The sequence below is a fragment of the Aminobacter sp. BA135 genome, from assembly GCF_050859125.1.
Classification (GTDB): Bacteria; Pseudomonadota; Alphaproteobacteria; order Rhizobiales; family Rhizobiaceae; genus Aminobacter; species Aminobacter ciceronei.
This window is the reverse complement of the sequence record NZ_CP139572.1, coordinates 5,396,112-5,408,573: the sequence shown is the minus strand read 5'-3', so window position 1 is coordinate 5,408,573 and position 12,462 is coordinate 5,396,112. Positions and strand designations below refer to the sequence as shown.

At 58.1% G+C, this 12,462-nt stretch carries 11 protein-coding genes; 8 read left to right on the top strand and 3 right to left on the bottom strand.

What is annotated here, in order from left to right:
- Positions 1-161: 161 nt before the first annotated feature.
- The 8 genes from SLT36_RS26260 to SLT36_RS26225 all read left to right on the top strand — a co-directional run bounded on the left by SLT36_RS26260 (position 162) and on the right by SLT36_RS26225 (position 7,721).
- Complete coding sequence (locus SLT36_RS26260; RefSeq protein ID WP_432284978.1) at positions 162-1,205, top strand: LLM class flavin-dependent oxidoreductase; 1,044 nt, start codon at positions 162-164, stop codon at positions 1,203-1,205.
- A 552-nt stretch (positions 1,206-1,757) separates the two neighbouring features.
- On the top strand, positions 1,758-2,618 hold the full coding sequence (gene aepX, locus SLT36_RS26255) for a phosphoenolpyruvate mutase (RefSeq protein ID WP_432288500.1): 861 nt from the start codon (positions 1,758-1,760) through the stop codon (positions 2,616-2,618).
- A gap of 48 nt (positions 2,619-2,666) precedes the next feature.
- Positions 2,667-2,921 (top strand): hypothetical protein, encoded by a 255-nt coding sequence (locus SLT36_RS26250; RefSeq protein WP_432284977.1) that lies wholly within the window; start codon positions 2,667-2,669, stop codon positions 2,919-2,921.
- Positions 2,922-3,147: 226 nt separating this feature from the next.
- Complete coding sequence (locus SLT36_RS26245; RefSeq protein ID WP_432284976.1) at positions 3,148-3,957, top strand: phosphocholine cytidylyltransferase family protein; 810 nt, start codon at positions 3,148-3,150, stop codon at positions 3,955-3,957.
- 32 nt (positions 3,958-3,989) lie between these two features.
- Positions 3,990-5,198, top strand: coding sequence for a pyridoxal phosphate-dependent aminotransferase (locus tag SLT36_RS26240; protein ID WP_432284975.1), 1,209 nt, complete (start codon positions 3,990-3,992; stop codon positions 5,196-5,198).
- Between the two features lie 155 nt (positions 5,199-5,353).
- Positions 5,354-5,989 carry a CDP-alcohol phosphatidyltransferase family protein gene (locus SLT36_RS26235; protein WP_432284974.1) on the top strand — a complete coding sequence of 212 codons (636 nt, stop codon included), beginning with the start codon at positions 5,354-5,356 and terminating at the stop codon, positions 5,987-5,989.
- 31 nt (positions 5,990-6,020) lie between these two features.
- Positions 6,021-7,157, top strand: a complete 1,137-nt coding sequence (locus SLT36_RS26230) for a PLP-dependent aminotransferase family protein (RefSeq protein ID WP_432284973.1) — start codon at positions 6,021-6,023, stop codon at positions 7,155-7,157.
- Positions 7,158-7,190: 33 nt separating this feature from the next.
- Positions 7,191-7,721 carry a hypothetical protein gene (locus SLT36_RS26225; protein ID WP_432284972.1) on the top strand — a complete coding sequence of 177 codons (531 nt, stop codon included), beginning with the start codon at positions 7,191-7,193 and terminating at the stop codon, positions 7,719-7,721.
- Between the two features lie 158 nt (positions 7,722-7,879).
- Here SLT36_RS26225 and SLT36_RS26220 read toward each other — a convergent pair whose 3' ends face one another.
- The 3 genes from SLT36_RS26220 to SLT36_RS26210 form a co-directional block, all read right to left on the bottom strand.
- Positions 7,880-9,361, bottom strand: a complete 1,482-nt coding sequence (locus SLT36_RS26220; RefSeq protein WP_432284971.1) for an alkaline phosphatase family protein — start codon at positions 9,359-9,361, stop codon at positions 7,880-7,882.
- A gap of 557 nt (positions 9,362-9,918) precedes the next feature.
- A complete protein-coding gene (locus SLT36_RS26215) occupies positions 9,919-11,010 on the bottom strand; it encodes a PLP-dependent aminotransferase family protein (protein WP_432284970.1) in 1,092 nt (363 codons plus the stop codon).
- Between the two features lie 160 nt (positions 11,011-11,170).
- Positions 11,171-12,445: an extracellular solute-binding protein gene (locus tag SLT36_RS26210; protein WP_432284969.1), complete on the bottom strand. Its 1,275-nt coding sequence runs from the start codon at positions 12,443-12,445 to the stop codon at positions 11,171-11,173.
- Between the last annotated feature and the right edge of the window lie 17 nt (positions 12,446-12,462).

The window sequence follows — 12,462 nt, the reverse complement described above, 5'->3', positions numbered from 1 at the left end:
CTAGCCAAGTTTTGGCGCTTGCCTGCGGCCGCCGAACGATAAGCGGCTTTGCGCAAGATCGTCCACTGCGTCGCCGCCAGGCCGGATCGATACCGAGGCCCACCCGCAATCGGCACAAGTCGAAGGCTTGATTGGCCACTTTGTGTAAACGAGGACACGCCATGGAATTCGCGACATTCATCTTGGCGGCCCAGCGAGGCTATCATCAATCGTGCGACAGCGTCATCGGTAACTCCATAGAACAGGCAATCGCTTCGGAGCAGGCCGGCTTCAACACCGCTTGGTTCGCCGAGCACCACTTCAACAATTACAGCCTGGTTCCCTCGCCCTTGATGATGGTGGCACACTGTGCCGGCCTTACGAGCACCATTCGCCTTGGCACCGGCGTGTGTGTGCTGCCGCTATATCAACCGCAGCGCCTGCTCTCCGAGATCGGCTTTGCCGATATCGTTTCGAACGGCCGCCTCGAACTCGGCGTCGGCTCGGGATACCAGCAGTTCGAGTTCGAGCGCTTCGGCGTCGATGTCGACGAGGCGCCGGCCGTGTTTGCCGAATACCTGGATATCCTTCTCAAGGGCCTCAACCAGAAGGTCTTCGAGCACACTGGCCAGTATGAGAAGATACCTTTGACGGCGATTTCGCTGCGCACCATCCAAAGGCCAGCCCCACCGATCTGGATCGCCTGCGGGTCCGCGCGAAGCATGTGTCGGGCCTATCGTGAGGGCCACAATCTTTTCGTGACGGTGTTCCACAACGGCTTGGAGAACGTGAGAGCGCTGCGTGAGACCATCGAGGCGGCGGCGGCTTCGCGGGGCAAGGATGTCACCGCCGCCAAGATAGGGCTTCTGCGCTGCTGCTATGCCAGCGACGATCAGGCGGAGATCGACAGCTATCTCGACAACGCCCGCTTCCAGCGCCGGCTATCTGAAGCACTTCATCAGCGCCGCCAGCAGAGTCGGGACGGCTATCTGCTGCAGGAAACACCGACGCAGCAGGATCTGTCGTTCGAGACCATGCGCCAGAACCTGCCGATCGGCAGCGTAAGTCGCGTCATCGATCGCCTGCTGGAAGAGATAAGTATCCTGAAGCCGGACCAGATCGCTATTCAGACCCAATTGGGAGATTTCGACCAAAAGACGATGCTGCGCCAGATTGAGCTCTGGGGAGACAAGATCATTCCAGCGATCAACAAGTCGCTTGGTTAGGTCAAGGCTTGAAGTTCGGGGCGGCCACTGGGGGTGTTGAAATTTCGCGTGCCGATGCTCGACAATTCGTCCATGCGGCATGGAAATATAGTCAAGCCGCCTGATGATTACCGGATCGAAGACCAACGCCGTCCGTCACCTTGCCTGCACGGACCGCCGGTCTGCCATTCTCTGGGCCATCTCGCTTGCGTTGATCGGCAGCCTCGGAACGGCCGCCATGGCGTAGACGAATGGCCACTCCCGCGACCCCTCTTGTGTCGGAAGTTGGACGAGGATGTCGGAAGCCCGACAAATGGTCGAGAGGGGACCTGGCTCGCCGGTATGGAGAACTGGTGCGGCGCAGGTAGTACGCCAATTCGGCACGCGCCTTGCTTCATTGATTCTGTGTGGGTGCACGACAGTGGCAGATCGCCGATCGGTGGGCAGAGCGGTTCGCCTCTGAAAGTACTTCGTGCGGCAGCGATGACAGGCTTGTCGGCTGGATAGCGTCGGTGGAGGTGAGACCGCATGGTGGAGAGGCAGTCTGCGCAGATGGGAGAGAGCTTGCGCCGAATGATCGCGTCCAGTGAACTCGCCTTCGCAATGGAGGCTCATGACGGCCTTTCGGCGGCGATTGCCGAGCGCGCTGGCTTCAAGGCGCTCTGGGCGTCCGGCCTCTCGATTTCATCCAGCCTCGGATACCGAGATGCTAACGAAGCTTCCTGGTCCCAAGTCGTCGATGTCGTTGAGCGAATCACCGACACGGTGGACATTCCAGTCCTCGTCGACGGGGACAGCGGGTTCGGGAACTTCAACAATGCCCGTATGGTCGCCCGCAAGCTGCGCCAACATGGTGCGAGCGGCATATGTCTTGAGGACACGGCGTTCCCGAAAATGAACTCGTTCGTCGGTGATCGGCACCCGTTGGCCGATATTCCCGAGTTCTGCGGCCGGCTTAAGGCAGTGAAGGACCAAGTGCCGGATGCGGAGTTCGTTCTGGTCGCCCGGATCGAGGCGCTCATCGCCGGCCACGGAGAGGATGAGGCGCTGGCGCGGGCGCAAGCATACGCTGAGGCGGGCGCCGATGCCATTCTAATTCATTCCCGCAAGTCCAACGCTGAGCAGATTTTCGCCTTCACGCGCGCTTGGCAGAACCGCCTTCCGGTCGTGATCGTGCCTACGAAATATTATCGCACGCCGGTCTCCGCGTATCGGGCGGCCGGAATCTCCACAGTCATCTGGGCGAACCATAACATGCGCGCGGCGATCTCGGCCATGCGCCAGGTCTGCGACCGCATCCTCCGCGAAGAAAGTATCGCCGGTATCGAGGACGAGGTGGCGACGCTCGACGAACTCTTCGATCTGCTCAACTACCAGGAACTCTCAGCGGCGGAAGAGAAATATCTGCCGCAGACGGCGACCGGCGTCCGGTAGCAGGCCCAGCCCGTCTTTTGAAAAAGCAAAACGAAAACGGGAGCGCACATGCTTGAAGTCGCAACGCTCGACAAACTGTTCGAACTGATGAACTACGGCGAGCTCTCGGCGGCAGAAGAGAAATACCTTCCGCGGGCAGTGGACGGCCAAGGACCACGGCGAGCGGCTCCTCGAAAAAGATGGATGGAGGCGCCCGTGCTGGCGCAACGGACACGCTTGTTAAAATCCTCGGGAACGGCGGCGGCGCGCGCCGCCAAAAGGCTGCCAGGGACGCCAGCCGGAGATCGTCGATCTGACGGCTAGCGAAATCTGGAGCGATCTGGTCTCGACGATTTGCGGAGGACGATCGACGCATCCGAAAGGGCGTTGATCGCCACAATACCCGGTCGGGCTGTATCAGCCCACGGGCAGCGCGGCTTTATGGCATTCCGCCTAAAAAGCCCGAACCCGGCCTGGGCTGTCTCGCTGCCGGCTTCAGCGCATGGGAACTACGAATAGTCCGCAAAGGCACCGCACCAAGGGATAACCAATGACCGACATCTATCCAAGGCAAGCCGTTATTCTCGCCGCTGGTTTCGGCTCGCGTCTGCGACCGCTGACCGACTTGCGGCCAAAGCCCCTGGTTGAAGTCAATGGCACTCCGATCCTCCACAACGCACTGCGAAACCTCGAGATGGTTGGTGTAGAAGCGGTCACTATCGTCGTCGGCTATCGCAAGGACGCAATCGAATATTCCTGCGGCAACTGCTTCGGAAGTCTCGACATCAGTTATGTCGAATCCGATGTTTTCGACAGAACCGGTAGCGCCTATTCGCTCTGGCTGGCACGCCACGCCCTCTTGATGGGCGATACCTATCTTCTCGAAGGTGATGTCTTTTTTGAGCCGGACGCGCTTCACTGCCTCGCAATAAGCGAGGCAAAAAATGTAGCAGCCGTCGCCCCGTTCGGCGCATCGATGGAAGGTTCCGCCGTGATCCTGACGGATCACGGATATATTGCCGAAGTGCGAATGGGACAGACCGCTGCAAACCTAACAGACGGTTCACCGCAGCTGTTCAAGACCATTAACCTCATCCGCCTTTCCGGCGAGGATCTGCGCACAACGATCATCCCGCACCTCGATGCTCTCATCGGCGCTGGCGCCGTTAAATCCTACATCGAGGAGCTGCTATCTCAGTTGGTTCAGCAGAAGGGCCTGCAGATCGCGGCGGCCCGGTGCGACGATCTCAAATGGTACGAGATTGACAGCGAGGAGGATCTTCTGATCGCCGAAAGGATCTTCGCGCCAGAAGGCCTGACGGCAGCCCGCCCCCTGGTTGCGAGCGGTTCTAAAGGCTGAGGCCTGGCAGAGGCGAACAACAGGAGACTGACATGTTGGCGCAACGAATTTCTCTCCTTTCCGGACCAGGGACCGCGGCAGCTCGGGAAGCAGTTAAGGCAGCGGCAGCCCAAGGCCGCGAGATTGTGGACCTGGCCGCCGGCGAGGTGATCACCGAACCACCGGAACTGGTTCGCGAAGGTGCGATCGACGCCATAAATGCCGGCGTAAACCGTTATACCGAATCCATCGGCCTCGCGTCTCTCCGCAGAGCCGTTGCCAAAAAACTGTCGAATGAAACCGGGCTTGCCTGGGACACTGACAACATCGTCATCACCGCAGGTGCGAAACAGGGCCTGCTAGACGCCGCCTTGGCGCTCCTCGATCCAGGCGACGAAGTCATCATTATTCGTCCCTGCTGGCCGACATTCCCATCACAGGTTCGCCTGGCCGGCGCAAAGCCTGTTTTCGTGGATGCCAAACCGCCTTCTTATATTCCTGAAATCCGCGCCATCCGGGGCGCCGTAACGCCGAAGACGATGGCGATTATCATCAACTCGCCGAATAATCCGACGGGAGCAGTGTACGACCGGGCGACCCTCCAGGAAATCGGTGATCTTGCAATAAACTACGACCTTTGGATCGTTTCCGACGAGTGCTACTCCGGTTTTGTTTTTACAGGTGAACGTCATCAGTCGATCACCATGGCTCATGCGGGCATTCGTTCGCGAACCATCTTGGTCAATGCCTTTTCCAAAGAGCTGGCTATTACCGGGTGGCGCCTCGGCTATTTCGCGGCACCACCGGAGATAGTCGCTGTGGCCAAGAAGCTTCAAAGCCACACCACATCGAATGCGAATGTGATTGCTCAACACGCCATACTGCATCACCTCGAACTCGGCGACGGTAGCTATGAACGGGAGATGCATCAGCGCCTCGCCACCATACGGAAGGCGGGACTAAGAATCCTTTCAAAGCTGGAAGACGTCGCACCACCGCGTGCCGATGGCTCGTTCTTCTTCTATCTCGATCTCACGCTGCTTCTCGCCAGGCTGTCGAGGACGAGCTCAATCCGGACGGTGGATGATATTGCCTGCATCCTTCTTGAGGAAGCATGTGTCGCTTCGGTCGCAGGAACCACGTTCGGCGACGAGGCAGGACTGCGGCTTTCATTCGGAGCGCCACCGGAAAAAATCGAACTGGCCTTGGAGAAAGTCGTCGCTGCACTCAATGGCCTGAAAAGCCGTCAGTCGGCATCCTGATTGAAGGCAATTGGAGGCCGAGTAGGCCAAGGCACGTTACGGATGGCACTCGCTCTCTGGAATGAACTACCTGGATCGCACGCCCCCTCTTTTTCTACTTGCGGGCCGACGGCGCCCGGTGCCGCCACCAAGAGCTTTGTCAAGGAAGTATGCCCATGCTGATCTACCTTCGAGACTATGCCAATGCCATTACAGCAGCGGGCTATGTGTTCGCGATCCTCGGACTTTTCCTGGCGCTGAACGGTCGCATCGAGCTTGGTACCGCATCGATGCTCTGGATGTGGTTCCTTGACCACTGGGACGGTCATGTCGCCCGCAAGATGGATAACCGTCGGCGGCCAGGCATGGCGGATTTTGGGAAGAGCTTTGATGGGTTCGGGGATTTCTTTCACGGCGTCCTATTTCCGTCCACCGTTATCGTCCTGATCGGCAATGGAAGCCTTCTGTCCTTTATCGCCGTCCTCTCTTTGGTAATGGCCGGCGCGCTCCGGCTTAGCTATTTCGCGAACGTTGGATTAACGTCTAACGCCCGGTTCCAGGGAATTCCCGTGTCCTACGACACGCCGCTAGTGGCTATCTTTTTGCTCGGCAAACCGGCCGTTCCGGATGGCATGTTTGCAACGCTGCTGTGCGTTGCGTTCATCGTCCTTGCGGCTCTTCATGTGGCAACACCCGTTCAAGTACCCGCCATACGCGGCAAGGCAGTGCCAGTCGCCTCGGTTGTTGCCGCATGCGTGTCAGTCGCTTTGGCGATCCTCGGCCAGCTGAATACGGGCTTCGGCAAATGCTGAAAAACGGGATGAGGACACAACGGAGGAAACCATGAACAAAATCCTGCCATTGGTGGATCCATCAAGAAATACGTCAGAGTCAGAGCTCATCGACTTCGGCCGAAACTTCCCCCCGCCGTGTCCGATTGTTAACGGCCGTTTGGAGGCCACGTTAAGCGCGATCGTCGAAACGGATGTGGCTACGGCCATCCGCTTTCCTCGATTCTTGGGATCGGAGCGCGATCGTCTCGCAGGCGTAAAGTGGCTATCTCGACGGTTGGGGGCACCGCCATCTTTGGAAACAACGATACTCACCAACGGATCGCAAAGTGCGCTGATTATGTTGATGGCCAAACACGTGGGTCCAAGCGAAATTCTGCTGACAGAATCTCTCACATACCCCGCCATCAAGCCCCTTGCGAAGCTTCTCGGCATTCAGTTGCGGGGTGTCAGTATCGACCATGACGGTATTGACCCCGACGACCTTCTGCGTGTTTGCCGGCAGGAAGGCAGAAAAGCGCGCGCATTATATTGCATGCCGACGATCCACAATCCGACTTCGTTAATCACGTCCCCTGAGCGTCGCGCGGCGATCGCGCAGATTGCCCGAGACACCGATCTCCAGGTTTTCGAGGACGACATCTATGGCGTGCTTCCGGAAATTGCGCCTCCGCCCCTGTCAACATATGCGCCCGAGCGGAGCTGGTATATTCAGGGACTCAGCAAATCGCTTGCCGCCCAACTCCGCATTGCCTACGTCGTCGGCCCGAGCGGAGAAGCGCTATCTGAGGTATTTTGGCCTAGCGTACGCACCACCAATTGGATGGTTGCACCGATCGTAGCCGAAATCGCGACCCGATGGCTGGAGACGTCGACCTGCGAAGAACTCCTGTCAACCGTGCGGCAAGAGACCGCCGAACGCCGCAGGCTCGCGACGGAAATCCTACATCTCGCGCCAAGCACCGGCCATCCCTCCAGTTATCACCTATGGCTTCAGGTGCCGCCCGGGATGACGCTGAACAAACTGATACTCAGATGTCGAGATCACGGAGTCAGCATCGGGTCGGGCAATGATTTCGAAGTCGATTTCGACTCAAGTCCCGAGCGCTTTCGTGTCGGTCTTGGGGTTCCGAGCAATCGCGCGGTTCTAACACGCGGCCTTGAGGTCGTTGGCAATTTAACTCAATGACGCCCAGCCAAAAGAAAAGGCCATGGGGAAAAAATGCCCATCAACGAGGAACTGTCGGATCTCACATACCACCGCCTTAGCGCGGCCTCGTTCATATCCGTGTTCCCCCGAATGTACATGACAGAGGATGCGCTTCATGTTGGACTTGTCGAGGAAGTCGAATGCGAGGAAGTCCGACGGATCGGTCTTTTGCCCGCTCGTGCACCGGCACCAGTATATTCCTATGCGGCCCAACAATTTCACCTGACCGTCTTTCTTGGCGACATGATCGTTTCTGTCGCAACATTCTTGCGCGAGGATCAAGCCACAAGCAAACGGTTGGAAGGCTCTTCTTGGCGCCTGCGAGCCACGGCCACGCATCCCGACTTTCGTGATCAGGCATTGGCATCTGCAGTTCTCGAGCACGGCCTACGAACGCTTCGCAGAAGAGACGCCTCGCTCCTATGGGCCAACGGCCGATCGACTGCGATGGGGTTTCTACCTTCGGCACGGGTTTTGCAAGCGGGCGAAGAACGGAAACCGCCCGGCGTTCAACCACACTACCAAATTGAACGCCGTGTCTGAATAAAGCGCATTACTCAAAAAAACACAGCCCGTTTCGGGGAATCGCGAGTATGCGCAAACGGACGAAATCCCAATCCGGTTGCCAAAGGTCCGTCTGGCTGGAAAGGCGGATAGTTGGGACGGCTAAGCGGCCACTCACTCAGCGAAACAGGACAGCCCTACGCTTCCGCCGTTCCGCCCTCAATATAGGTAGTGCTTCCAACATGGACACGCCGAAGAACCTGGCGGAATCCGCCGAGCGTGGCCTCGAAGGCCTCTCCACGAATATTCTGGCCAGATCGCGATGCCGGCTCAATAACTTCGCGCATAACGCGCCCGCTCATAGTGCCCGGCTGCGCAATTCCGAGAAGGTGTAGAATGGTCGGAGCAAAATCGCAGATGCCCGACGGAACCATGGAGACGGAACCCGGCGCTGGGAATGCCGAACCGGCGACAATTCCGACGGCAGCGAGCTCTTTCGGATGCAATCCGCCATGCACGCCTAGGCCCGTGCGGCGGTCGTTGTCATAGAAGGTTCTCCCGTCAAGGCCAAAGAGGTCGACACCGTTATCCGCCCGGAAGGAAAACGAGACGTCTGGTGCGTGCGGGTGATCGGCAAGGACCAGATGGTTGCCAAGGCTGCCGGGTGCTATTCCGTCGATCTCGTTTCGCTCACGTGTGAAGACCGGTCCACACCACGGTTGGCTGGTGATCGTCGCCACAAGCCGCACGATCTGTTCGTCAGTAGGTTCGGCGAGATAGAGCGCGCCCACCTGTCCGGGCACCACCACGACATCTATCTCCGGCGCCGGCGCGACGCCTGGCCGGAAGCCGGCGTCCCGCAGGCTCTCGATCACCGAGACACGTGTATGGCCGGTGATATGACCGTGATCTGAGACTGCGATGATCTGTACGCCTTCGGCACGACCTTCCGCCTCCCACCAGTCGAGAACACGGCCAAACTGCCGGTCGCAGTGAGCGATGATGCCCCGAGTCGCCTCGGCTCCCGTTCCATGGAAATGCGACGTTACGTCAGGCTCGCCATAGGAAAGGATCGTCACATCCGGCCGATGCTTCGGCCAGACCACCTCGAGAAAGGCCGACGTGATCCAGTCCTGCCCAGCCTTGTCCGGCTCGATCTTGGGCGGCCCCGGCGTTAGCGGACCCACAAGGGCTTCAGCTTCCGCCAACACATCATCAGGTGTGCATGCCTCCAGGAAATGTCCCGAGAGACGAACATGCCCGAAATCCTCCGCCTTATGATGGAAGAAGCGGGTCGTGCCCGGCGTGTTCGTGGCCAGCACGGCAAGGCTTCGGCCTGCTGAAGCGAGAATTTCGCCCATCGTCGGCACACACATCAGTTTGCCGCCGCTTTCGAGATCGAGCTTGCGCAAGAGCACAGCGTCCGACGTATCGATATAGCGCGGCGGCGAAATCGAGCGATCGAAATATTTGTTGCCGACCATGCCGTGCCGTCCGGTGGTGGCGCCGGTGACGAGGCTCGGGAAGGCCGAACGGGTTTCGCTGGGATAAACCGTGCGATGGTTCGACAGCGTGACGCCCAGCGACTGCAAACGGCAAAGGTTCGGCGTCAACTCGGAGGAGACGAGGTCGGGACGTAAGCCATCGAAGCTGATGATGAGGAACCGCGGGGAGTGCATCTTATACTTGGCTCGTTGTCGACAATGATTTCCGGACTTGGTGATGGAGTTGCTTCCTGGGAGTTGGTACGCCAAGGCGAGCACGCAACCGCGACTAATGGAGTGCTATTAACGAACCGCTCGGCAGTGAAGCAACGCGCCGGAAACACTGGGTGATCCCCAGGATAGCTCGGGGTGAGTAGACGCCACCCCTGCTCCTCGAGCCAGTAGTCAAGCAAGTCGCTTCTACGGCCTTGTGGATCGCCATAAACAATGCGAGCGAGCACCCCCTCTGCCGGTCAGGAAGACCACGAGTGGCTTCATCGGATCGCCGAGGCGAGCATGACAGAGGACAGGAATACCTAAGCAATCGTGTTACCTGCCATCAGCAGGACAGCGGGGGCTCTCGCCGATGCGAATGGTGACCACGGGTATGGCCTCGAAATTGTATCCGACATCGTCTCCGGATCGGTGTGCACGGCGAGCGGCAGCCGGACATATCCAACCTGCTTGCCGTCCGCGTCCAGATCGAGGTCAGTCCGGATCTTAGTATTTGGCGCTGTATCCATGTCCGTTACTCAGCAATTGTAGGCCTGGATGATGGTATCCAAGCCGCGTTGAAAGGTGGCTCGATCGCGGGCTGTCCCGGTTCCAAAGCGGATCGCATTTGGTGGTGTGCGATTACCAAAGGCATAGGTGGCGCTGGGACTGATATTGACCCCCAGGGAGCCCACCAGCTCGACGAACTTTTCCGCCGGGCGCTCTTCCGGAAGATGAAGCCAGACATGTAGGCATTCAGGCATGGTACGGAGATCGGCACCAGTAAAGCAGGCTGCAATAAGGGCCTGTCGCTCGCGCGTTTCTGTGCGCACAGCATCGATGATGCAGGTAGCTCCGTCGCCCTCGATCAGTCTGGATGCAACGGCTGCGTTGATCGGCGCGCACATCCAGTAGGTCGCGCGTACCCCGGGCCAGAACAGCTTAGGTACGTCTTCTGCTTTGGGCGCAACGAGATAGGCAACCTTGAGTGCGGCTGCCATGGATTTGGCAGTGCCAAGGATGTACCAGGAAAGCTCCGGTGCGAAAGACGAGAGCGGCGGCGGAATGTCACGCGGCAAGAGACTATAGATGTCGTCCTCAATGATCGCGACATTATAGCGGCGGCAGATTTCGGCAACTGCTTGTCGCCGTTCCATGCTCATGATTGCCGTTGTCGGATTCTGAAGGGTCGGGAGCGCATAATAGGCGGAAGGCGCATCCTTGCGGCACATCGATTCGAAGGCCTCCGGCTCTATACCTTCACTGTCCATCGGTATGGCGCTCAGGCGAAACGCGAAGATGTCGGCAAACTGGCGCATCGTCGGGTAGCTCAATGCTTCGATAGCAAGGCAGCCGCCTTTCCCCACGAGGCTATGCAAAAGCATGGACAAAATACTTTGCGTCCCATTGGCGACAACCACCCGATCCTCAGACGGAATCTCCGGTAGCCGCAGAGCCGCAAATCTCGAGCCTGCGGTCCGGTCGCGTTCGGAACCGCAGAATTGGTGGGCACCTATCAGTGAATTAGGGGAGCCCTCATCCAGAACCTGGGCGATCGCGGCGCGGTAGATGTCGTCGAAAACGTGAGGTACGAGCGGGGGCAGGTTTCCGCTCATATTGATGGGATTCATTTCATTCGTCCTAGCATTCTATCCATTGCGTTGTTTCGGATGAGCCAGCAGACTTCCGGAAAACGGGGGCCGTGCCGCCACCGAATCGTAGATCATTCCGCCCATCTATTTTCGCTGTGGTCTGGGGCTGGGAGGCAATCGTGCCTCCCACTGGAACAACTCACCGGCCAAGCAGCTTTGTTGTCACGTCGACCATAGTGGCCATGGCCTCTTCTGGAGTGGTCTGACCGGCAATGAGCTTGCGCTGAGACTCGACCATTACATCGAAAATCTTCACCGAGTTATCGCCTGGGAATGCGTACCAATCGACAGTACGATCAAGCTGTTGGAGCGAAGCTTTCTGTAAGGGATGCGCATCAAAGAAGTCGCTCAGCGCGCCGCCGGCTTTCGCCACGTTCTGATTGACTGGCATATATCCGGAGTTCTCGACCAGAATCTGCTGGCCAGCTCCGCTCAACATAAACTTGAAGAATTCCCATACTTCTTTCTGCTTCTCGGGATCGTCGGTCAGCATCATCAGACCATTGCCGGCTCCGGGGATTAGTCCCTCCTTGGACAGAACCGGAAGCGCCTTAATGTCGAAGTCGAAGTTTCCAGCGCTCTCCTTCACTACCCCGGGAATACCGGAGGCGGTGCGGATGTTGATGCCAAGAGTGCCGGCACTGAATGCCCGCCTTGCCTGTGCAGACGACATATCGACGGAACCGGAGCGACCAAATTCGGCGATGAGCTCAAGAGCTTTTTCGCCCGCGTCGCTGTTAAACATTATCGCTGAGTCGTCGGGGCTCATCATTCGCCCGCCATAACCCATCAGGAAAGTCTGAAACATCCAGGCTGAGGAGGAATCATATTCAAGATTGATTCCTATGACGTCCTTTTTCGAACCATGGATCTTTTTGGAAATTTCGAATATTTCCGCCCAGGTATTTGGGAAGCTGTTTGGATTAGATCCTGCAGCCTTGACCAGATCACGGTTGATGTACAGCACCGGGATCGTCGTTGCATAGGGGATGGCGTAAACCTTCCCGTCCACCGAGACGGTTTCCTTCATTGCTGCCGGCAGACCCAGCGCTTCCCATCCTCCGTCTGCTTCGATGAACTCGTCGAGCGGTTGCGCCAATTTTCGGCTGGTAAGGAGCTTGGTATAGTTCAATGCCTGCTGAACGAAATGGGGCTTGTCACCAACAATTGCCTGGCGCAGCAAGGTTTGGACGGCGGGTTCCCAATTGTCGCCCAGCGGAACTTGCCGGACTTCGATGCTGGGGAAGCGAGCTTCGAATTCCTGCTCTGCAGTGCCGTTGATTCCTTTGAGTGACGCAGACGATACGGTGCCGAACTGCATACCGTTGCCCGCTGCATAGCTCGATCGTCCCGCAGCTCCCAAGACTGTCAGTGCAGTGAGACCTGAAAGCAATTCTCTTCTGTTAATTTCCATAACCAACTCCTCGGTTC